The following is a 20,579-nucleotide window of genomic DNA, read 5'->3' as shown; positions in this document are numbered from 1 at the left end:
GTGGCTGTGCGTGTGCCTGCACCTGCGCCCGCCCGGTGCCGGACGGGTGGCACTCGGGCGCCTCCCCGCAAATGTCCGGTTCACGCCCAGGATGCCGGAGCGGCCGCGCTCCCGCGCGGGCCCGGCCCCTCCCCGCGCGGACGCATGCCCCGCAGGAGCACGGGTAGGCGCTCCGGCAGCCAGCGCCCTCCCGGAGAGGAGCCGACACGATGGAGCGGCACGCACCGGCGGAGACCAACACCGAACGCAGAGCCGAACGGCGGGACGGGGGCACCCACGTCGTGGTCGTCGGGGCCACGGGGAACGTCGGGACCAGTGTCGTGCAGGCCCTCGCCGACGATCCCGCCGTCGGATCCGTGCTCGGCCTCGCCCGCAGGCTCCCCGGGTGGCGGCCGCCGAAGACGCGCTGGCAGGCCGTGGACGTGGAACCGGGCGGCGCCGACCTGGCCGCGCTCTTCACCGGCGCCGACGCGGTCATCCACCTCGCGTGGAAGTTCCAGCCCACTCACCACCCCGCCGAGACCTGGCGCACCAACGTCCTGGGCAGCATCCGCGTCTTCGAAGCCGTCGCCGCCGCAGGCGTGCCCGCGCTCGTGCACGCGTCGTCGGTCGGCGCCTACTCGCCGGGACCGAAGGACCGCGCCGTCGACGAGAGCTGGCCCACCCACGGCTGGCCGCAGGCCGCCTACACCCGGGAGAAGGCCTATCTCGAACGGGTCCTCGACACCTACGAACACGCGCACCCGGACATCCGGGTCGTCCGCATGCGGCCGGGCTTCCTCTTCAAACGGCAGTCCGCCGCCGAACAGCGCCGCATCTTCGCGGGCAGGCTGCTCCCGAGCCGGTTCCTGCGGCCCGAGCTGCTGCCCGCCGTACCCGACCTCGCGGGGCTGCGCTTCCAGGCCCTGCACACCGACGACGCGGCCGCCGCCTACCGGGCCGCCGCCGCTCTCCCCGTCCGCGGGCCCTTCAACCTGGCGGCCGACCCGCCCCTGGACGCGGAGGTCCTGTCCCGGGTCCTGGACGCCCGCAGCCTGCCGCTGCCCACGGCCCCCGTACGGGCCGCACTCGCCGCGGCGTGGCGGCTGCACCTGGTCCCGGCCTCCCCGGACCTGTTCGACGCCGTGCTGCGGTTGCCGCTGATGGACAGCTCGCGCGCTCGCGCGGAACTGTCCTGGGACCCCGTCCACACCTCGGTGGAGGCCGTGGAGGAGTTCCTCCACGGCCTCCGTTCGGGCGCGGGCATGGACACCGCCCCACTGGCTCCGGACCCGGAGCCTCCCCGGCGCCTCGCACGGCTCCGGGGACACGGCTGAGGCGGCGGGGCTGCTGCGGCGGTAGGGAACGGGGCGACCGGTGAGGCTCCGCGCCGGTCAGGTCGGGCGCGCCCCGGGCAGACCGTGCCGGCCGCGCCGCCCCACGGCCTCCGCCGCACGGGGCGTCGCGGCCCGGCCGCGGGCCTCACGGGCGAAGAGCTGCGACGCGCAGGCGCTGCGCATCGCCTCCAGGGCGCGGACCTGCTGCTCCGCCCGCTGGATGAGCTCCTCGATCAGGGCGGTGTCGATACGGGGGTCGGTGCGGGCCAGGCTCCGCAGCGAACGCCAGCAGGCCGCCTTGCCCTCGACGCCCAGGCGCATCGCCTCCAGTTCCAGGACGTCGCTGAGCGGGGAGCGGGACAGGATCCGCCCGTTGAGCTTCAGCCTGCCCACCTTTTCGGCGAGCCGGCCGAGAGCGGCCTTGGTCTTCATCACGGGCACGTCGAGATCGGCCATCAGGGTGCGCAGGCTCAGCCGGTCCTGCGCCACCTGCTCGGCCAGCGACTCCAGTGAGGTGCCGAGGACCCCGCCCCGGTGGGCGTCTGCGGCCCGGCGGAGCATCTCGACGCCGGCGTTCGCGCCGGTCAGGTGGTCGTTGAGGTAGATGGCCAGGAAGCTGGGGGCACGACCCGTGGGCGGCCGGTGACTCCTGTTCACGCGGGCCTCCTCAGTGCGACCGGCGAGGGCCGGAGGGCCGTTCGTCGTCCGGTCCCGTCCACCGCGTGCCCTGGTCCGGCCCGCCGGATTCCGCCGGCCGGTCGAGGCGGCTGGCCTCGTCGGTGTCCGCGGCCCGTGTGGTCCCGTCGTCCGCCTTCGGCTTCCCGGCCCCCTGCCCGGCGTGCGGGGCCCGGTGCCGGCCTTCGTCGTCGTGGTGCAGCGGTACTCCTCCTGCGCCGCCCTGGTCGTCCATGACAGCTCCTTTCGCGGCCCCCGGTCCTCTTCACGTCTTCCCGCGGTCCGCGCGGGACCCCGGAGCCCCCCTTCCCCGGCACGTGCCCGGCCGGGGTGACCGGAAACCTGGGCCCCTCGTCCGAGAGGCCGGCCCCGGCCCACCGCTCACGCGGACGCCGTCGCCCTCGCCAGGTCGTCGACCACGTCACTCAGCCGGCCGCGCCGGACAAGGGCGGCCCGCTGGCGGGCGGCCCCGCCGCCCTCCGCGCGGAGCCGGTCGAGGGAGCTGTCCACCAGCTGCAGATCGCCGGCCGCGGCCAGCCCGGGAGCGGCCCGCTCGCGCAGCCGGTCCACCATGTCCCACATCGGTACGCGTGCCCCGGCGACCGGATCGAGGCCCTCACCGCCGCACAGCCCATGCAGGGCCGCGAGCCGGTGGGCCTCCCGCAGTCGCCCGCACTCCAGGAACGGCGGCGGCCGGCCCTCGTCGCGCTCCGGGAGCAGCACCCCCGCGAGCCCGCGAACGAGCGCCGCGAGCAGTACGACGGTGTCGAGGCGCGCGTTCACGTCGGCGACGCGGATCTCGAGCGTCGGGACGTGCTCGGACGGACGGGCGTACCAGTAGATCATCCGCCGGTCCAGCAGGGCCCCGCACTGCACCAGGTCGTGGGCGATGCGCTCGTAGGAAGCCTCGTCGAGGAAGGGAGCGGGCCCCACCGTGGGCCAGCGGGCGTGTTCGACCGCCCGCCAGCTGGCGTGCCCCGTGTCCCGGCCCCGGTCGAAGGGAGAATTGGCACTGAGGGCCTGCAGGGTGGGCAGCCACGGCCGGAGCCGGTTGGCCAGGTCCAGCGCCTGCCCCCGGGAGGACACGCCTATGTGGACGTGGCAGCCGCACACGGGCTGGTCGTAGCCCGCCATGGCGGAGGCGAAGCGGACCTCCATCCGCCGGTACCGTTCGTCCGGCGTGACGGCCAGCGGTCCCTCCGGCGGGATCACCGGAGTACCGGTCCCGACGAGGAGGCAGTCCGCCGCGTCCGCCGCACGGACCAGTTCGGCCCGCAACCACGCCAGCTCGGCCCGCAGCACGGCCGTGCTCGACGTGGGGCTCGTGCACGACTCGACCTGCGCGGTGAAGAACTCCTGCTGGACCAGTGGTCCGAGTCTGGCCGATGCCGCCTCGATGACCCGGACCGCCCGGCCCACCGGGGCCCGGGTGCGACGGTCGACCAGCAAGAACTCCTCCTCCACGCCCATGGTCGGCACGGTGGCCGCGGCGGAGCCGCCGCTTCCCGGCCGGAGGGGCGCGAGGGTCCGGCTGCCGCGGTGGGGCGCCGACGTGGACACGGCCAGTGACATCTGAGGTCCTTCCGGGTGGGGGTGGGCGCCGCCGGCCACCGGTGGACACCGGCTTGACCGAGGCGGTGGTGCCGTCCTTCCAGACCCTCCCCAGAGCTTCACCTACCCGCCGTATCCCCCCCTCACTCGGGGGGGCACGGCCCGTGGCTAGAACTCCGGAATGAAGGGGAGGTAGTCCACGTCCGGACCGGACGGGACGACTGCGTAGCTGCTCTCGGGGAGCTCGTTCCACACTCCCGGCAGGTCGCCCAGCGGCTCGGAGACCACGATCCGGGTCTCGTCGGAAACCTCCCTCAGATAGTCGATCTCCGGGTAGAGGTGCCGGACCGTGTCGGCCCTGCTGCTGTAGTAGAGCGAGCGGGACCTTCCCTGGCTGGAGTACCGGAACGCCCACACGCGCTCGCCGTCGCTGACCGCCACCGTCATCTGGAGCGGCTCGGCCACGCCGTGCTCCTTGCCCAGTCGCTCCACGAGCCCCGCCATCCTGGCCACGGCGCCCGGAACGTCCTGGTCGAGCCCGTAGGTGACCGCGAGGTAGAACATCACCTCGGAATCCGTGGACCCCTCGATGCACGAGAACAGGGCCGGGTCGACGGCCATGCACAGGTCGCGCTGGAGCCGGTTGAAGTCCCCGATCGCCCCGTTGTGCATCCACAGCCAGCGGCCGTGGCGGAACGGGTGGCAGTTCGTCTGCTGGATCGCCGAACCGGTCGAAGCCCTGACGTGCGCGAAGAACAGCGGCGAGCGGACGTGCGCCGCCAGCTCCTGGAGGTTCCGGTTGTTCCAGGCCGGGCCGATGTCACGGAAGACCGCGGGCGTCCCGTTGCCGTCCGCGCTGTACCAGCCGAGCCCGAAGCCGTCTCCGTTGGTCGATTCCACACCCATCCGGGACCGGAGGCTCTGGTTGATCAGCGAGTGCTCGGGGCGGTAGAGCACGGTGTCGAGCAGGACGGGCGTACCCGAATAGGCGAGCCACCGACACATGCGCACCATCCCTTTCACGGCTTGCTCCGAGGGTAACTCCGCGGGCCGCCCCCTTCCCGCGGGGCCGCGACGGCCGGGGGAGGTTCCTCCCGCGGAGCGGGCCGGCTCGCGCAGGCCGCCGTACGGACGCTGCGGGACGGTCTCGACCAGCGACCCGCCCGAACCACGGCGGGGCGGCGCCCGGCAGCCGGGACGACATCTGCGTCCTGGACATCCCTGTGCCGGACGAGGCGGAGCCTCGTCCGGCACAGGGGCACCGGGTTATGCCGGGCGGACCGACGGTCAGGTCTTCAGGAGACGGTTGAAGAACGAACGGTAGTGCTGCAGCGCCACCCGCAGATCCTCCGTCGCCACCTGCTCACCGCGTCCCCACTGGCCCTCCAGGCCCTGCTTGCGCGTGGAGAAGCTGGCGGCCAGGTCCTGCATGACCTCCGCCACCAGGGTGTCCGCCGACCGCACGGCGTCCTGCGGGTCGTCGACGAAGCGGCCCTGGATGTCACTCCACTTCTTGCGGTACTCCTCGGTGTCCGCCGTACCGAGCAGCGGTTCCTCCGTGTCGGCGGCCACGTCTTCGCGGGTGTCGGCCGGGTCGGCCGACTCCTCGGTGCCGGCGGTCCCGGCCGGCTCCTCGTCCCGCAGACCGCCCGGCCTCTCGGAGGTGGCCTCCCCCGGGTAGAGGGGCGCCTGTTCCTCGCCGCCCGCACCCGAGTTCATGATGTCTTCGGTGGTCGGACCGGACTCGCTGCCCCGGGCCTCGTGATCTCCGCCTATACGCATGTCAACGACTCCTCTGATCCGTCAGAAGCTCTTCGAAGAGGGCGCGGTAGTGCACCATCGCCCCGCGGAGTTCCTCCGTGGTCGCCCCGCCCCCGCCGCTGCGCACCTTGACGTCGTGCGCGGCCCGGTAGTGGTCGAGGGTGCGCCCGTGCTCGACGGACAGGTCGCGCAGTCGGCCCTCGTACCCGGCGGTGGGATAGCCTCGCTCGTCCATCAGCCTGGAGACCAGGTCGTCCGCCTCCGCCACGGAGCTCTCGGGGCGGTCCACGAAGTGTTCCTGGACGTCGCTCCAGGCGTCGGCGTACTCGCGCCGCCGCGCGGCGGGGAGTTCCTTGATGTCGAGCTGTTCGTGCCGCTGTTCACGGGCGCGCAGGTCGCGTTCGGCGGCCCTCGCGCCGCCCTCCTCCTGCACGGTGCGCTCGTACTCGGGGCCGAACCGGTTCCGCAGGTGCCGCCGTCGCGCCGACAGCCACAGCGTCGCGATGAGCGCGAGTACCACGACCGCCGCGATGACGATCAACAGTACGAGTGTGGTGTTGGACATGTCCGCACTCCATTCCGGTGCCTTTGCCTGTGTGCCACGCGGCTGCCCGCGCTGCCGTGGGCCAAACCAGGACGTATCCTGCGCGGTCGTTCACCGGGCCGCGGCGGCGTGGACGGAGAGCGTGCCCGGCGGGGTACGGGACACCGTGGTGCCGAACGCACGACCGGCACGGGTGAGTACCTCGCCGAGCCCGTCGGTGTCCGCGCGCGAGGCCCGCCGCAGCCGCATCCGATGGGCCTGCAGGGGGACCAGGCACGCGTCGTCGAGGAGTCCGGTGTCCGGTTCCAGGCGCAGGAAGTACAGCAGCCGGAGGTCGTCCCGGTACCGCTCGTGGCCGCCGATCCCCTCGTAGTCGTCGATCAGGTCGCCGCAGCCGTAGAGGACCGCATGCCCCCGGTACACCTCGATCGGGCGCGGATGGTGCGAGGAATGCCCGTGGACGACGTCCGCGCCGCCGTCGACGAGGGCGTGCGCGAAGCGGACCTGCTCGCCGGGGACGGCATAACCCCAGTTGGAACCCCAGTGGACGGAGACGACCGCGAGGTCGCCGGCCCGCTTCGCCCGCCGGATACGGCCCGTCACCTCCGCCGCGTCCCCTTCCCGGGACTCGTCGACGAGGTCGACACCGCTCCGGCCGGCCCCGGCCGCCCAGTCGTGGGGGATCCCGCTCGACGCCGAACCGAGGGCGAAGACCAGCACGCGGCGTCCCCCGGACAGGGGGACCACCGCGGGCCGCCGCGCCGCGTCGAGGTCGCCGCCCGCCCCCGCCGTCCGCAGCCCGGCGGCGGCGAGCGCGTCGAGGGTCTCGGCCAGTCCGCGCCGCCCGTAGTCCATGACGTGGTTGTTGGCGAGGACGCAGGTGTCGGGACGGGCGACGGCCAGCGCGGGAAGGTTGGCGGGGTGCATCCTGTAGTGGACCGCCTTACCGGGCGCGACGTCGTCGCTCACGGTGACCGAGGTCTCCAGATTGACGATCCGGGCATCCGGCGCGGCCGCGTCCAGGACCCGCAGGGCATCGCCCCACGGCCACGCGTACGGCACCCGGCGCGGGACGGCGCCGTTCACCGCCTCCGCCAGCTCGACGTAGGTGCGGGCATCGCTGACGTACGCCTCCGGCAGGGCGGGATCACCCGGGTGCGGGAGGATCTGGTCGACGCCGCGGCCGAGCATCACGTCACCGGCGAGGAACAGCGTCACGAACGCACCGTCCACCCCTTCAGGCTAGGCCGCGTCCGCCCTTCAAGCCGCCCGTCCGCCCCGCATGCCCGCCCCGGGCCCGAGGGGCACCCTGGAGGCATGGCCCGAGTCAACGACCAGGTCGAGGCGATGCTCCAGGAGTACGCGGACCTCATCGCGATCCGGGGCGGCGAAGCCTTCAAGGCCCGCGCCTACGAAAAGGCCGCCCGCGCCGTCGGCGGCCACCCCCACGACGTCGCCGCTCTCGACGCCGAGGGCCTGCGCGAGATCCCCGGCGTCGGCCGGTCGGTCGCCGACAAGATCCTCGAATACCTGCGGACCGGCCACATGACCGTCGTCGACGAGGCCAGGGCCTCCGTACCGGCCGGCGTGCGCGAGCTGATCGCGATCCCCGGACTCGGACCGCGCAAGGCCATGGTGCTGTACGAGGAGCTGGGCATCACCTCCGTCGACCAGCTCCTCGAAGCCGTCCACCAGGAACGCCTGCGCGACCTCAAGGGCTTCGGCGAACGCACCGAGGACAACATCCTGCACGGCATCGCACTGCTGCAGAAGGCCGGCGAGGGCCGGATCCTCGTCGGCGCCGCCATGGACGTCGCCGAACAGCTCGTCGCCGAACTGTCCGCCGTCCGCGGCTGCGTCCGGTGCACCTACGCGGGCTCCCTGCGCCGCATGCGGGAGACCATCGGCGACGTGGACGTCCTGGTGGCGGCCCACAGGTCGGCGCCGTTCATGGAAGCCCTCACCTCCCTCCCGTACGTCACCGAGGTCATCGCGCGCGGCGAGAAGAAGACCTCCGTACGGACCGCCACGGGCCTCCAGGTCGACCTGCGCGTGCTCCCGCCCGCCTCCTGGGGCGCCGGACTGCAGTACTTCACCGGATCGAGGGCGCACAACATCCGCACCCGCGAACTCGCCGTGCGCCAGGGCCTGAAGCTCTCCGAGTACGGGCTCTTCGACGCCGAGAGCGGCGAGAGCATCACCTCGGAGACCGAGGAGTCCGTCTACGAACGGCTCGGCCTGCCCTGGATACCGCCGACGCTGCGCGAGGACCGCGGCGAGATCGCGGCGGGGCTGCGCGGTGAACTCCCCGTCCTCCTGGGGGACAAGGACATCCGCGGCGACCTGCACACCCACACCGACCTCACGGACGGACTCGCCCCGCTGGAGGACATGATCGCGGCGGCGGCCGCCCGGGGATACGCGTACTACGCGGTCACCGACCACGCACCGGACCTCGCCATGCAGCGCATGACCAGCGAGAAGATCCTCGCCCAGCGCGAGCGGGTGCGCGAACTGGACGGCACGCACCGCAGGATGCGGCTGCTGCACGGCACGGAACTCAACATCGGCCCGGACGGCTCCCTGGACTGGCCCGACGAGTTCCTCGCGGGCTTCGACCTCTGCGTGGCCTCGGTGCACTCGCACTTCAACCAGAACAGGCGGGACCTGACGCGCCGTCTCATCCGCGCCTGCGAGAACCCGCACGTCGCCGTGATCGGCCACCCGACGACCCGCCGCATCGGCAAACGCCCGGGCATCGACGCCGACTTCGACGCGGTCTTCGAGGCCTGCGCGCGGGCCGGTACCGCCCTGGAGATCAACGCCCACCCCGAGCGGCTCGACCTGCGCGACGAGGACATCCTGCGGGCGAAGCGGTACGGCGTGAAGTTCGCGGTGAACTCCGACGCCCACGCCACCACACATCTGCCCTACATGCGCTACGGGGTGGGGACGGCGCAGCGCGGCTGGCTGACGGCGGACGACGTCATCAACGCCTGGCCGCTGACGAGACTGCGCCGTTTCCTCGACAAGAAGGCCGCCTGACGCGGGCGCGCACCGTGGTGCCCGCCCGCGTCCGGGCCGGCGCGGGCCGGGCGGGGGCGGGGCAGTGCTCAGTGGCCGAAGTCGAACCAGTTGACGTTCACGAAGTCCGCGGGCCGGCCGCTGGTGAAGGTCAGGTAGACGTCGTGCGTGCCCGTGACCGCGGTGATGTTCGCCGGTACCGTGCGCCAGCTCTGCCAACCGCCGGTGTTCGCGACGGAGAAGCTGCCGATCGGGGGCGAGGTCCTGCTGTCGAGCCGTACCTCGACGAGCCCGCTCACCCCGCCGGCGGCGCCGCTCGCGACCCGGCCGCGGAACTGCGTCGCCGGGGCGGAGCCGAAGTTCACCCCCCGGAACAGGGCCCAGTCGCCGTTGCCGAGGGCCGCGAGGTTCCGGCCGCCGCCCGTGTCCGTGGAAGTCTCCGTCGCCGTGCCCGACTGGCCGTCGTACGACTCGGCCTGGATCGCGGCGTACGCGTCGCGGTTGCCGGACGGCGGGGTCGTGGGCGGTGTGGTCGGGGGAGTGGTGGGCGGGGTCGTGCCGCCCGTCGACCGCAGGACCGACACGTAGTCGACGACCATGGCGTGGCCCGGCTCGGTGCCGGCGTCGGGCCCGCCCCCGAAGGCGTCGGGGAAGCCGCCGCCCATCGCGACGTTCAGGATGATGAAGTAGCCGTGGTTCGTGGCGTTCGTCCAGGTCGTCGCGTCCACCTGATCGGCGCGCACGGTGTGGAAGTTGAGCCCGTCGACGTAGAAGCGCATCTGCTCGACGGCTGTCGAGCGGTCCCACTCGACCGCGTAGGTGTGGAAGCCGGCCTGGCAGGTGGCGCCGGGGCAGACGCGCTGGCCGCCGATGCCGGACGTCTCGTTGCAGGGGCCGCCGGGGCTGGTGCCGCAGTGCACGGTGGCCCAGACGGTGTTGAGGCCCTGGACGTTCTCCATGATGTCGATCTCGCCGATACCCGGCCAGTTCCACCAGTTCCCGCGGTACGGGGTGCCGAGCATCCAGAAGGCGGGCCAGTAGCCCTTGGCCGCGGGGCCGGTGACGTTCGGCATCTGGATGCGGGCCTCGGTACGGAGGGTGCCGCCCGCGGGGGGCTGGAAGTCGCCGCGCCGTGTCTCGACGCGGCCGGACGTCCACCGGCCGGCGGAGTCCCGCCGGGGGGTGATGCGGAGGTGGCCGGCGCCGTCGAGGGAGACGTTGGCGGGGTCGGCGGTCATCGTCTCGATCTCGCCGGTACCGAAGTTGGCGGGGCCGCCGGGGTAGCTGGTGCCGGTGGTGTACTGCCAGTCGGCGGTGTCCACGCCGGAGCCGGCGGGCCCGTCGAACTCGTCCAGGAACACCTGGGACCAGCCTGCGGGGGTGGGGGGAGCGGCGGCGCTCGCGGGTAGTACGACGCCCGTGGCGGCGGCCGCCACCAGGGCCGTCGTACCGATCGCGGCCAGGACGGCCCGTCGTAAGGTCGCTCGTTTCCTGCCGGATGTGTCGTCGCGCATGGGTGCCCTCTCTGGAGCGCGCGGTGAGGCGCGGGTGCGGGGGGATGTAGAGCCGGGTCCACCGTTCTGAGAGCGCTCTCAGAACGGTGGCTACTGTGCTCCGGACTGGCGGGACCGTCAAGTCCGAGCCCGGCCCCTGTGGGGCCCCTGCCCGGCCCCTGCGGGGTGCCCTGCGGCTCCCGCCGGGGGTGGCCACTGTTCTTGCTGGGCGGGGGTGCCCTGCGGCTCTTGCCGGGGGTGGCCACTGTTCTTGCCGGGCGGGGGTGCGCGGTGTGGGGCGGTGCCCCGGCGGAATGTCTCCTCGGCTCGGCGCGTGCGGCCTTGTCGTGGGCAGGCGGGTTGGGTCGCGCGCTCGTCCTGCGGGGACACTCCGCCGTGTCCCCGCCCCTTGCGGTGGTGTCGTGCCCGGACAGCCGCTGCGTTGCCGGAGCGGGAGTGGGGGCGTGCAGGGAGGTCCCCGCAGGACGAGCGCGCAACCGTGGCCGTGCGGCTGGACCGCCGCCGTCTGGCGCGAGCCGAGGAGACCTCCCGGAGGGACCCCACGGTCAACCCGCCCCTCCCGGCCCCGCCCCGCAGGATCGCCCCCTGGGTCTGCCGTGGGTCGGGATCCCGTCCCGGCGGCTCCGCCCTCGCGGCTCGGCCGTCGGCTGTGTCCCCCGTTCCGGTGGGTCGCCCTTGGCGGTCGGGCCTGGGCTGGGAGTCGGGCCGGCTGCCGTTCGGTCATGCGTTCGAGCTCTGGCAGGATGTCCGCATGGCTATGGAACGTGACCCCTGGCAGGGCGAGCCGCGGATCCCCGGTGACCTGCTGCGGGCGAAGGAGCTGGTGTACGACCCGGCCGGGTTCACCTGCTCGCGCCCGGAGCCCGAGGCGGAGAGCGCCGACTACGGGGCGTGCGGCTTCACCTTGGACGGACTCTCCGTCAGGTTCCGCGTGGCCAGGACGACCCCGACGAAGGCCGGCCAGTTCGTCACGGTGTGGAAGAGGTCCGCGGGCGGCCCGATCCAGCCCTTCGACGCCGCGGACCCCGTCGACCTGTTCGTCATCAGCACGTGCGAGGGCGCGCGGTTCGGGCAGTTCGTGTTTCCCCGGGACGTGCTGCGCGAGCGGGGCGTCGTGTCGAGCAACGGCGCCGGCGGCAAGCGCGCCTTCCGCGTCTATCCGCCGTGGGTGACCACCACCAGTCGTCAGGCCGACGCCACGCAGGCCTGGCAGGCTGACCACTTCCTCCGGTTGTCCGGGGACGAGCCGGTCGACACCGCCCGTGCGTACGCGCTCTATCACCCCGCGGTGGGCAGCCCTTAATGCGTTGTCGCCGGCAGCCCCACTGAGGGAGCATCCGGTGCATGGAAGAGCCCGCCGAGAGTTTCCGTTCAGACCGGGTCGACCTGCGCCGGTGGCGCATGAGCGACCTCGACGCCCTGGAACGGGCCATCCGCGAATCGCTGGACCATCTCGTGCCGTGGATGCCCTGGGCCGCCGATCCCGGCAGGCGGCAGACCGCCGCGTTCCTCACCCGGGCCGACGAGGAGTGGGAGACCGGGCGGACCTTCGCCTACGCCATCACCCTGGACACCGAAGTGATCGGCGGCTGCAGCCTCATGCGCCGCATCGGGCCGGGCGGCCTCGAGGTCGGCTACTGGATCCACTCCGGCCGGACCGGCCGGGGCCTGGTCACCACGGCCGTTGCGGGCCTCGTCGACCAGGGCTTCCGGCTGGCGGGCACCGGCCGCGTCGAGATCCACCACGACGTCGCCAACCACGCCAGCGGGGCGGTGGCGCGACGCCTGGGATTCACCGAGGTGCAGCGCGTACCGGCACCCGAAGGTCCGCTCACCCCGGGCGAGTCGGGGATCGACGTCATCTGGGTGATGACGGCGGACCAGTGGAGGGCGAGGAAGGCCGGGACCCGGCAGGCGAGCTGACCCTCCGGCGCCGTTCGTTTTCGCCGGGGCGGCGGCCGCCGCCCAAGGGGGAAACCTTCCCGCACGTCTGCCGGACCGGCGTGCACGGTTCCGCCTATCGGCAAAACCGTCCGGGAACCGCATCCGTGCGGTTACGGTCTGTGCCCATGAGGTTCCTGCACACGTCGGACTGGCATCTGGGCCGCCGGTTCCACGGAGAAGACCTGATCGACGCCCAGCGCCAAGTCCTCGACCACATCTGCGAAACCGTCCGGGCCGAGCAGGTGGACGCCCTGCTCGTCGCGGGTGACGTCTACGACCGGGCCATCCCCGGCCTCGACGCCGTACGCCTGTTCAGTGACGCCCTCCACCAGCTGGCGGACCTGGAGATACCCACCGTCATGATCAGTGGGAACCACGATTCCGCACACCGGCTGGGCGTCGGGGCCCGTCTGCTGGCCCGGGCCCGGGTGCACCTGCGGACCGATCCGGCCGACGTCGACTCCCCGGTCCTGCTCGAGGACTCCGACGGTCCCGTCGCCGTCTACGCCGTGCCGTACCTCGAGCCCACCCTCGTACACACCCGGCTCGGCGCCGAGACCGCCTCCCACCAGGCCGTGCTCACCTCCGCCCTGGACCGGATCCGCACCGACCTCGCCGCCCGCCCGCAAGGCACCCGTTCCGTCGTCCTCGCCCACGCCTTCATCACCGCGGGCGGCGCCCCGGCCGGCGAGACCGGCAGCGAACGCAACATCAGTGTCGGCGGCGTCGCCGACGCCGATGCCGCCGTGTTCGACGGCATCGACTACACCGCCCTCGGGCACCTGCACCGCGCCCAGCGGGTCACCGACCGGGTCCACTACAGCGGTTCGCCACTGGCCTACTCCTTCTCGGAAGCCGGACACGACAAGTCGCTGACGCTCGTCGACCTGCCGGGGAGCGGCGAGCCCAGGGTCACCCGCAAGGGCTTACCCCCGGACCTGCGGCTTCCACTGGCCCGTCTGTCGGGCCACTTGGAGGACCTGTTGACCGACCCGGCCCAGGAGACCCTGGTCGAATCCTGGCTGCACGTCACTCTGACGGACACCGCCCACCCTTACGAGCCGATGGCCCGCCTCAAGCGGCGCTTCCCCCACACCTTGCACATCGAGCACACCCCTGCTGTCGTCCCCGCCCAGGCCAACGGCTCCTACGGCGAGCGACTGCGGGGCCGGGGCGACCTCGACATCACCCACGATTTCGTCACCGCCGTGCGCGGCACCGGACCCTCCGACGAGGAGAGTGCGCTCCTCCAGGAAGCCATCGACGAATCCCGCACCGGCGCCCAGGAGAAGGAGACGGTCTGACATGCGCCTGCACACCCTGCACCTGCAGGCGTTCGGCCCCTTCGCCGGCACCCACACCGTCGACTTCGACACCCTGACCCGCGACGGGTTGTTCCTCCTCCACGGCGACACCGGGGCCGGCAAGAGCACCCTCTTCGCCGCCATCTGCGTCGCCCTCTACGGAGAGCCGCCCACCGACCGCAAGCTGCAGCTGCGCAGTGACCACGCGCCCCCCGGCCTGCTCACCGAGGTGACGCTCGACGTCACCCTCGCCGGGAAGCGCCTGCGGATCAGGCGAGTTCCCGCCCAGCAGAAGCCCAAGGTCCGCGGGGAGGGAACCACCCAGCAGCCGGCCGAGACCCACCTCAGCCAATGGTCCCCGGGCCCCTCGGGGCAAGGACACTGGGAAGCACTGAGCAGGTCCCACAGGGAAGCCGCGGACGAGATCAAGGCTCTGCTGGGCATGAGCCGGCAGCAGTTCTGCCAGGTCGTCCTGCTGCCGCAGAACGAGTTCACGAGGTTCCTGCGCGCAAGCGCCTCCGACCGCAAGGACCTCCTCGGCAAGCTCTTCCACACCCACCGCTTCGGATCCATCGAGAACTGGCTCGCCGCACGGAAGAACGCCCTCGCCGGACGGCGCGACGAGGCCCGTACGTCCGTCGTGCACCTGACCGAACGCATCCAGCAGGAGGCCGGTGAGGAGCTCGAGCCCCACCAGGGCGCTCCGTCCGCCTCCGACCCCGCCGGCCTCACCGGGCCCGCCCTCGCCTGGGCCACCGCCCTGCACACCAGGGCCGTCGCCCACGAGCGCGAAGCGGCCACGGCCGCCGCCCTGGCGGAGGAGGAGCTGACCGCCTTCCGGGACGGCGAACGCGCCGTACGCGACCTCGCCGCCCGGCAGGAGGCCCACCGCCTGGCGAGCGACCGGCTCAAGGCCCTGGACGAGCAGGCGGAGCGGCAGGCCGACCTCGCCCGGCAGCGGCAGGAGGCGCTGCAGGGGCAGAAGGTCGCCCCTCTCCTGGAAGCCGCGGCCACCGCGGCCGGCCGGCACGCCGGCGCGCAGGACGCCGAGCGTCGGGCCCGTGCAGTCCTGGGCGCCGAGCACGCGGCGCTCGACGCGGCCGAACTCACCCTCGGCGGGCAGCGCCTGCGTGCCGACATCGGCGCACTGCACGCCCTGCTGCCCGAAGAGGCCGCCCTCCAGCAGTACCAGACGGACCTGTGCAAACTGGACGACGAACGCCACGAGCTCGTACAGGACCTGAGTGACGCCCGGGCCTGGCTGGACGCAGCACCTCAGCGTCGTACGGAGCTCCGCGCCCGCCTCGAAGCCGCACGCACGGCAGAGGAGGCGGGCCGGGGGCACACCACCGCCCTGAACCTGCTCGACGCCCGCGTCGACGCGGCGAAACGCCGTGACGCGCACATGGAGCAGATCGGCGAGGTCGGGCGGGATCTGGCGAAGGCGCAGCACGCGACGGGCGAGGCCGCCCGCGAACACATCGACATCCGGCGCAGGCGGACGGACGGCATGGCCGCCGAACTCGCCCTCGGTCTCATCGACGGGGAACCCTGCGCGGTCTGCGGTTCCCCCGTTCATCCGGACCCGGCGGCCCCGCATCCCGACCAGCCCACGGCCGCCGACGAGAAGGACGCCGAGACCCGTCACGCGCAGGCCCAGCACACCGAGCGGGGGCTCCGGGACAGCCTGCAGCAGCTCCAGCAGCAGGCGGCGGCGGCCCGCGGCGAGGCGGGCGGGGACACCGCCCTGGCCGATCTCGCCGCCGAACGCACCGCGCTGCGGGACCGCCTCGCGGCAGCCCTCGAAGCCGCGGCCGACAGCGGCCCCGCGACGGAGGAACTCGTCGCGCTGGAACGCCGGCACGCCCAGACCGACGAGGCCCGGACCGCCGCGGCCACCAGGCTCGCAGCAGCCGACGCCGCCTACGACGCACTCGCCCAGCAGATCCAGGAACTCGACCGGAAGATCACCGGCGCCCGCGCCGACGACCCCACGCTCACGCTGCGCATCGCCCGGCTGACGCGGACGGCCGACCACCTCACCACCGCGGCCGAACACTGCGGCGCCACCCTACGCACGGCCGCCGAACACGAGCAGTCGACCCGGGCCGCGGATCGGGCCGCCCGCGCGGCCGGCTTCGACTCCCTCGACGCCGCCGCACGGGCCCGGCGCTCCGACGACGAGATCCGTACCCTGCAGGAAGAGATCGACCAGTGGCGCGAAGAGCGCGCCGTGGCCACCGCACGCCTGCAGGAACCGGGCATAGCGGCGGCTGCCGGGCTGCCGCCCGCCGACGCGGAGGAAGCCGCCGGGCGGCTCGACGCCGCCACCGCCCGCCACACCGCTGCCGCCGCCCGAGCCGCACACGCCGCCGCACGCGCACGCGCCCTCGCGGACCTGCTGGCCCGGCTCACGACCCAGGTCGAAAACCTCGAACCGGCCGAACGCGTCCACCGCACGGTCGACAACCTGCACGCTCTGGTCAACGGCACCTCGCCGGGCAACCGGCTGCGCATGCAACTGGAGGCCTACGTCCTGGCCGCCCGCCTCGAAGAGGTCGTCGCGGCGGCCAACACCCGCCTCACCCGGATGTCGGAGCACCGTTACACCCTGGTCCACTCCGACGGCCGGGCCTCGCACGGCGCCCGCTCCGGTCTCGGCCTGAAGATCACCGACTCCTGGACGGGCAAGGAGCGTGACACCGACACCCTCTCCGGCGGTGAGTCCTTCTTCGCGTCCCTCTCCCTCGCCCTCGGCCTGGCCGATGTCGTCACCGCCGAATCGGGCGGCCAGGCCCTCGACACCCTGTTCATCGACGAAGGCTTCGGCACCCTCGACGAGGAAACCCTCCACAAGGTCCTCGACGTGCTCGACTCCCTGCGTGCCCACGACCGTACGGTCGGAGTCATCAGCCACGTCCCGGAACTCCGACGGCGCGTCACCCACCGCCTCCACGTCCGCAAGACGACCACCGGCTCCACCGTGGCCCTGCTGACCGGGGCGGAGCAATGACGCCGTCCGCCCGGTGCGAGGAGGACACCGCCCACTGACCGCCGCCGCCGGCACGTTCCGTCCGCCGCGGTGATGTCCGCGGCGGACGGGTACTCACCCGTGCGGCCCAATGCGCCCCGTTTCAGCGCCGTGGGCCCAGGACGTCCTCGGCGCCGGGCAGGTCGTGGATGGAGACGCCCCTCCCGGTGAGCGGCAGCAGGCCCGCGAGCGGGCACGACACGGGCATTTCGTGGTCGACCTCCCACTGGCCGACCTTGTTCCCGCCGGTGTGGTCCGTCGTGCAGACGGCGTACAGATGGCCGGCGCAGCCCCGGCAGAGCAGGGGCTGGTGGCCGCTCACGGCCACCCCGCCGGGTGCCGGAGTCCCGGCGTGCCGCGTCCGCCGGGCGCTTGTACCGTCGGTCGCGACAGGGGTCCCCCGGATCCGACAGGACCCCACAGGCCGGTTCGCGCACGCGGAACACGTCCCGTCGGCGCGCCGAGCCACCCGTGTGCCGCCCGCGTCGACGCCGAGCCGGTCAGGCCCTCGCGACGCGACAGGGCGCACGCGCAGCCCCCGTGAGAGAGGCCGTGCCGATGTCGAACGATGTTCCGATAGCGAGCCTGCTGCGTGTGGAGAGGGGCGTTGCCGCCCCCGAGGAACTGGCCGCGATCGCGGTCGTCGTCGCGTGTTACGCGAACCGGACCTCCCCCGACCGTGACCGTGACAGCGGCGCGACGGGCCGCGCCGGGAAGGGGGCCGGCGGCGGCTCCGGCCGCCGCCGTACCGTCCGGCCCGGCGCCGGCTGCTGGGCAGGTTGCTGGACCTGCCGCTGAACCCCGTCCGCCGGCCGCGCGCACGGCCGGCGGACGGGGGGAGTGGGTGGTCACGCCCGGCGCAGCACCGTCGAGAGGACTTCCCGCAGCGCCGCCGCGGGATCGGCCACCGCGCCCTCCGCGCGCCAGGCCACGAACCCGTCCGGGCGTACGAGCACGGCGCCGTCGGCAGCCAGCCGGTGGACCTCGGTCCAGGGGGCGCCGCCCTCCGGGACCAGGTCCGCACCCGGCGCGGAGCCGATCGTGTAGGCCTCCAGGCGTACCTTCAGCTGCCGGGCCACCTGTTCCGCGGCCGCCCGCCACGGCGTACCCGCGCTGCTGAGCAGCACGAAGGAGCGCTCGTACAGGTCCAGGGTGGAGATCCGTTCACCGCCCCTGGTCAGCCACATGTGCGGGGCCCGGGTCCCGGTGTCGCCCATCGACTGCAGCGTCTCCGGGATGACGGGCCGCCCCGGGGCGCCGCCGACGAGCGCGCCCTGCTGGTAGCAGTAGGCCATCGCCGTGGTGAGGACACCGCTGCCCGGTCCGCCGCCCATGGTGGGCGGAGGCGCGTACCCGGGGTGGCTGTGTTCGGCCGAACGGGCGGACGCCCGCTCGCTCGTGGCCCTGGCCACCGGAAGCCGCTCGGCCTGGTAGGTGTCGAGCAGTTCGATGCCCGCCGACCCGTCCAGTACCGCCGCGATCTTCCACGCCAGGTTGTGGGCGTCCTGGATACCGGTGTTGGAGCCGAAGGCCCCGGTGGGGGACATCTCGTGGGCGGCGTCCCCGGCCAGGAACACCCGACCGGACGCATACCGCTCCGCCACCCGTTCGGCCGCGTGCCACGGCGCCTTGCCGCCGATCTCCACGTCCAGGTCGGGTACGCCGACCGCCTCGCGGATCTGGTCCACGCACCGCTCGTCGGTGAAGTCCTCCAGGGTTTCGCCCTGGTCGGGGTGCCAGGGGGCGTGGAAGACCCACTGGGTGTCGTTGTCCACCGGCAGCAGCGCCCCGTCGGCGCCCGGCCGCATCAGGTAGCAGACGATGAAGCGCAGGTCGCCCAGCACCTTCACCAGCCGCTCCGAGCGGAAGGTGACGCTGACGTTGTGGAACAGCTCGCCGTTACCCGTCTGGGGGATCCGCAGCTGTTCGCGGACGGGGCTGCGCGGCCCGTCCGCCGCGATCAGGAAGTCCGCCCGCACCGTGATGTGCTCGCCCGTCGTGCGGTCCTTCACCACGGCGTTCACCCCGGTGGAGTCCTGGTCGAAACTCATCAGCTCGTTGCCGAAGCGGATGTCGGCGCCCTGTGCGCGGCTCTGTTCGGCCAGCACCGGCTCGATGTTGTTCTGGCTGCACAGGCACCACTGCGTCGGGCTGAAACGCGCCAGCGCGCCGGACGGGTCGATCGACTTGATCAGCCAGTTGTGATCGGCGGTGTCGGTCAGCGACCGCGCCTGCAGGATGCCCTGAATGCCCTCCAGTACGGACGCCGCCCGGCGGATCGCGTGTTCCGCCCCTGCTGTGCGGTACAGCTCCATCGTCCGGGCGTTGATGCCACGGCCGCGCGGGTGCGGGGAGGTACCGGAGTGCTTCTCGACCAGCAGGTGCCTCACTCCGTGGCGGCTCAGGAAAAGCGAGGTGGACAGGCCCACGAGGGAGCCGCCCACGACGAGAACCGGTACGCGAACATCGGCGTTGTCTTCCATCAGCTGCGGGCTCCTGTTTTCTGTGTGGGGGAGTGGACTCTTTATGCCCCCGATCCGGGATGAGGCCCAGTTGATTCGCCGGTTGTCACCCGCTTGATCCCGACATGTAGCGGTACGCCCCTACCCGGATGACGATGAGCGACAGCGGCTCCCCCCGGGACGCGCCGGCCTGTCCTTCCCCGGCGAGGCGGCCGCCGGCCCGGGCGGACGCCACCGGTGACGGACGAGGGGTCCGTACGCGATGGATCTCCACCCCCTCATGAAGGAGTGAGTAGATGACAACCACCCTGTCCGAACGGGTGTCGCAGTCAGCCTTCGACGGCTCCATGCTCCGGGTCGTCCTTCTGATGGATCTCCACGAGGGTACCCAGCAGCGGTTCTTCGAGGCGTACGAAAAGCTCCGCAACGACATCGCGTCGGTCCCGGGCCACATCAGCGACCAGCTGTGCCAGTCCTTCGAGGACCCCTCGCAGTGGTTGATCACCAGCGAATGGGAGAGCGCCCCGCAGTACCTCGCCTGGGTCAACAGCGAGCACCACGCCGAACAGGTGCGGCCGCTGGGCGCGTGTGCGCGCTCCATGCGCCCGCTGAAGTTCACCGTCCTGCGCGAGACCGGCCGGGGCTACGACCAGGCGTCCCGCCCGTCGACGGCGCGCCTGCAGTCCACGCCCCGCCTGGGCGCCGGGATCGTGCGCCACGCCCTCACCTTCACCGTGAAGCCGGGCAGCGAGAAGGACGTCGCGGCGATCCTCTCCAGCTACGCGTCACCGGCGGCCCGCGTCGACGACCACACCCGCCTGTGCCGCACCTCGCTGTTCATGCACGGCAACCGGGTGGTGCGCACGGTCGAGGTCCAGGGCGACCTGGTGGCGGCCCTGCGGCACGTTTCGGAACAGCCCGAGGTGCGCGCCGTCGAGGAGGCCATCAACCCCTACCTCGAACAGGACCGGGACCTCGGCGACCCGGAATCGGCCCGCATGTTCTTCATGCGCGCCGCCGTCCCGGCCGTCCACCACATCGCCGCACCCGAGCCCGAGTCGGCCGATGTGCAGCGGCACGCGGTCTTCTACCCGGCCAAGCCCGGCTGCGGCCAGGCGCTCGCCAGGTTCCTCGCCCGGCAGGACGAGGCGGCCGCGCGCCGGTCCAAGAGCCCCGTCCGGAGCAGCAGCATCTTCCAGCGCGACGACATCGTCGTCCGGCTGATCGACGTGCGCGGCCCGCTGGAGGCCGACCCCGAGACCGTCTACGGCATCTCGGGCCCCCGCAAGGCCGCGGTGCTCGACCGCCTGATGGTCGCGCCCGGCGGGCGGAGCCGCGCCGCGCACCACACCATGAAGCTGATCACCGACCGCCGGGCACCCGCGCAGTCCTGATCCCTCCCGGGGCCGGCCGCTGCGGCCCCGCCCCGTCCCGTCCCCGCCCCGATCCCCAC

At 73.0% G+C, this 20,579-nt stretch carries 18 protein-coding genes; 8 read left to right on the top strand and 10 right to left on the bottom strand.

Annotation, left to right across the window (positions count from 1 at the left end):
* The first annotated feature begins 209 nt into the window (after positions 1 to 209).
* The gene (locus IH80_RS0114785) at positions 210 to 1,316 is read left to right on the top strand and encodes an NAD-dependent epimerase/dehydratase family protein (RefSeq protein WP_078906532.1); all 1,107 of its coding nucleotides are present in this window, start codon (positions 210 to 212) and stop codon (positions 1,314 to 1,316) included.
* A gap of 57 nt (positions 1,317 to 1,373) precedes the next feature.
* On the opposite strand, the gene IH80_RS0114780 is transcribed toward IH80_RS0114785, so the two are convergent.
* The 7 genes from IH80_RS0114780 to IH80_RS0114750 form a co-directional block, all read right to left on the bottom strand.
* A complete protein-coding gene (locus IH80_RS0114780) occupies positions 1,374 to 1,973 on the bottom strand; it encodes a hypothetical protein (protein ID WP_063757293.1) in 600 nt (199 codons plus the stop codon).
* A gap of 10 nt (positions 1,974 to 1,983) precedes the next feature.
* The gene (locus IH80_RS0114775) at positions 1,984 to 2,226 is read right to left on the bottom strand and encodes a hypothetical protein (protein WP_030960752.1); all 243 of its coding nucleotides are present in this window, start codon (positions 2,224 to 2,226) and stop codon (positions 1,984 to 1,986) included.
* Between the two features lie 146 nt (positions 2,227 to 2,372).
* Positions 2,373 to 3,563 (bottom strand): carboxylate-amine ligase, encoded by a 1,191-nt coding sequence (locus IH80_RS0114770; RefSeq protein ID WP_078906531.1) that lies wholly within the window; start codon positions 3,561 to 3,563, stop codon positions 2,373 to 2,375.
* Between the two features lie 147 nt (positions 3,564 to 3,710).
* Positions 3,711 to 4,547: a class II glutamine amidotransferase gene (locus IH80_RS0114765; protein WP_030960750.1), complete on the bottom strand. Its 837-nt coding sequence runs from the start codon at positions 4,545 to 4,547 to the stop codon at positions 3,711 to 3,713.
* Between the two features lie 282 nt (positions 4,548 to 4,829).
* Complete coding sequence (locus tag IH80_RS39325; protein ID WP_030960748.1) at positions 4,830 to 5,324, bottom strand: hypothetical protein; 495 nt, start codon at positions 5,322 to 5,324, stop codon at positions 4,830 to 4,832.
* A 1-nt stretch (position 5,325) separates the two neighbouring features.
* Positions 5,326 to 5,868 carry a hypothetical protein gene (locus IH80_RS0114755; RefSeq protein WP_030960746.1) on the bottom strand — a complete coding sequence of 181 codons (543 nt, stop codon included), beginning with the start codon at positions 5,866 to 5,868 and terminating at the stop codon, positions 5,326 to 5,328.
* A gap of 90 nt (positions 5,869 to 5,958) precedes the next feature.
* Positions 5,959 to 7,080, bottom strand: coding sequence for a CapA family protein (locus IH80_RS0114750; protein WP_030960744.1), 1,122 nt, complete (start codon positions 7,078 to 7,080; stop codon positions 5,959 to 5,961).
* A gap of 84 nt (positions 7,081 to 7,164) precedes the next feature.
* Here IH80_RS0114750 and polX point away from each other — a divergent pair, with 84 nt between their 5' ends.
* A complete protein-coding gene (gene polX / locus IH80_RS0114745) occupies positions 7,165 to 8,892 on the top strand; it encodes a DNA polymerase/3'-5' exonuclease PolX (RefSeq protein WP_030960743.1) in 1,728 nt (575 codons plus the stop codon).
* A gap of 68 nt (positions 8,893 to 8,960) precedes the next feature.
* Here the strand turns inward: polX and IH80_RS0114740 are convergent, their stop codons facing one another.
* A complete protein-coding gene (locus IH80_RS0114740; RefSeq protein WP_030960742.1) occupies positions 8,961 to 10,385 on the bottom strand; it encodes a glycoside hydrolase family 16 protein in 1,425 nt (474 codons plus the stop codon).
* Positions 10,386 to 11,136: 751 nt separating this feature from the next.
* Here IH80_RS0114740 and IH80_RS0114735 point away from each other — a divergent pair.
* The 4 genes from IH80_RS0114735 (at position 11,137) to IH80_RS0114720 (ending at position 16,646) form a co-directional block, all read left to right on the top strand.
* Positions 11,137 to 11,688: a MepB family protein gene (locus tag IH80_RS0114735; RefSeq protein WP_234432242.1), complete on the top strand. Its 552-nt coding sequence runs from the start codon at positions 11,137 to 11,139 to the stop codon at positions 11,686 to 11,688.
* 41 nt (positions 11,689 to 11,729) lie between these two features.
* A complete protein-coding gene (locus IH80_RS0114730; protein WP_030960738.1) occupies positions 11,730 to 12,308 on the top strand; it encodes a GNAT family N-acetyltransferase in 579 nt (192 codons plus the stop codon).
* A gap of 146 nt (positions 12,309 to 12,454) precedes the next feature.
* Positions 12,455 to 13,633 (top strand): exonuclease SbcCD subunit D, encoded by a 1,179-nt coding sequence (locus IH80_RS0114725; protein WP_030960736.1) that lies wholly within the window; start codon positions 12,455 to 12,457, stop codon positions 13,631 to 13,633.
* Between the two features lies 1 nt (position 13,634).
* On the top strand, positions 13,635 to 16,646 hold the full coding sequence (locus IH80_RS0114720; RefSeq protein WP_030960734.1) for an AAA family ATPase: 3,012 nt from the start codon (positions 13,635 to 13,637) through the stop codon (positions 16,644 to 16,646).
* A 121-nt stretch (positions 16,647 to 16,767) separates the two neighbouring features.
* Here IH80_RS0114720 and IH80_RS0114715 read toward each other — a convergent pair whose 3' ends face one another.
* Positions 16,768 to 16,986, bottom strand: coding sequence for a hypothetical protein (locus IH80_RS0114715; RefSeq protein ID WP_158943470.1), 219 nt, complete (start codon positions 16,984 to 16,986; stop codon positions 16,768 to 16,770).
* A 236-nt stretch (positions 16,987 to 17,222) separates the two neighbouring features.
* Here IH80_RS0114715 and IH80_RS47355 point away from each other — a divergent pair, with 236 nt between their 5' ends.
* Positions 17,223 to 17,462 carry an acyl-CoA carboxylase epsilon subunit gene (locus IH80_RS47355; RefSeq protein ID WP_107056824.1) on the top strand — a complete coding sequence of 80 codons (240 nt, stop codon included), beginning with the start codon at positions 17,223 to 17,225 and terminating at the stop codon, positions 17,460 to 17,462.
* A gap of 50 nt (positions 17,463 to 17,512) precedes the next feature.
* Here IH80_RS47355 and IH80_RS0114705 read toward each other — a convergent pair whose 3' ends face one another.
* Entirely contained in the window at positions 17,513 to 19,147 is a 1,635-nt protein-coding gene (locus IH80_RS0114705; protein ID WP_030960730.1) for an FAD-dependent oxidoreductase, read from the bottom strand.
* 275 nt (positions 19,148 to 19,422) lie between these two features.
* Between IH80_RS0114705 and IH80_RS0114700 the strand changes: the two genes are divergently transcribed.
* On the top strand, positions 19,423 to 20,520 hold the full coding sequence (locus IH80_RS0114700) for a SchA/CurD-like domain-containing protein (RefSeq protein ID WP_030960729.1): 1,098 nt from the start codon (positions 19,423 to 19,425) through the stop codon (positions 20,518 to 20,520).
* The last annotated feature ends 59 nt before the right edge of the window (positions 20,521 to 20,579 follow it).

This window comes from Streptomyces sp. NRRL S-378 (genome assembly GCF_000720645.1).
In the GTDB taxonomy this organism is placed as follows: domain Bacteria; phylum Actinomycetota; class Actinomycetes; order Streptomycetales; family Streptomycetaceae; genus Streptomyces.
This window is presented reverse-complemented; position numbering and strand designations above follow the sequence as displayed.

What these genes read in the sequence shown, in the direction of transcription:
- IH80_RS0114740 (WP_030960742.1), bottom strand. Translation starts at nt 10,385, where the DNA reads ATGCGCGACGACACATCCGGCAGGAAACGAGCGACCTTACGACGGGCC.
- IH80_RS0114705 (WP_030960730.1), bottom strand. Translation starts at nt 19,147, where the DNA reads ATGGAAGACAACGCCGATGTTCGCGTACCGGTTCTCGTCGTGGGCGGC.
- IH80_RS0114735 (WP_234432242.1), top strand. Translation starts at nt 11,137, where the DNA reads ATGGCTATGGAACGTGACCCCTGGCAGGGCGAGCCGCGGATCCCCGGT.
- IH80_RS0114775 (WP_030960752.1), bottom strand. Translation starts at nt 2,226, where the DNA reads ATGGACGACCAGGGCGGCGCAGGAGGAGTACCGCTGCACCACGACGAC.
- IH80_RS0114755 (WP_030960746.1), bottom strand. Translation starts at nt 5,868, where the DNA reads ATGTCCAACACCACACTCGTACTGTTGATCGTCATCGCGGCGGTCGTG.
- IH80_RS0114720 (WP_030960734.1), top strand. Translation starts at nt 13,635, where the DNA reads ATGCGCCTGCACACCCTGCACCTGCAGGCGTTCGGCCCCTTCGCCGGC.
- IH80_RS0114730 (WP_030960738.1), top strand. Translation starts at nt 11,730, where the DNA reads ATGGAAGAGCCCGCCGAGAGTTTCCGTTCAGACCGGGTCGACCTGCGC.
- IH80_RS0114765 (WP_030960750.1), bottom strand. Translation starts at nt 4,547, where the DNA reads ATGTGTCGGTGGCTCGCCTATTCGGGTACGCCCGTCCTGCTCGACACC.
- polX (WP_030960743.1), top strand. Translation starts at nt 7,165, where the DNA reads ATGGCCCGAGTCAACGACCAGGTCGAGGCGATGCTCCAGGAGTACGCG.
- IH80_RS47355 (WP_107056824.1), top strand. Translation starts at nt 17,223, where the DNA reads ATGTCGAACGATGTTCCGATAGCGAGCCTGCTGCGTGTGGAGAGGGGC.
- IH80_RS0114725 (WP_030960736.1), top strand. Translation starts at nt 12,455, where the DNA reads ATGAGGTTCCTGCACACGTCGGACTGGCATCTGGGCCGCCGGTTCCAC.
- IH80_RS0114785 (WP_078906532.1), top strand. Translation starts at nt 210, where the DNA reads ATGGAGCGGCACGCACCGGCGGAGACCAACACCGAACGCAGAGCCGAA.
- IH80_RS0114770 (WP_078906531.1), bottom strand. Translation starts at nt 3,563, where the DNA reads ATGTCACTGGCCGTGTCCACGTCGGCGCCCCACCGCGGCAGCCGGACC.
- IH80_RS0114700 (WP_030960729.1), top strand. Translation starts at nt 19,423, where the DNA reads ATGACAACCACCCTGTCCGAACGGGTGTCGCAGTCAGCCTTCGACGGC.
- IH80_RS39325 (WP_030960748.1), bottom strand. Translation starts at nt 5,324, where the DNA reads ATGCGTATAGGCGGAGATCACGAGGCCCGGGGCAGCGAGTCCGGTCCG.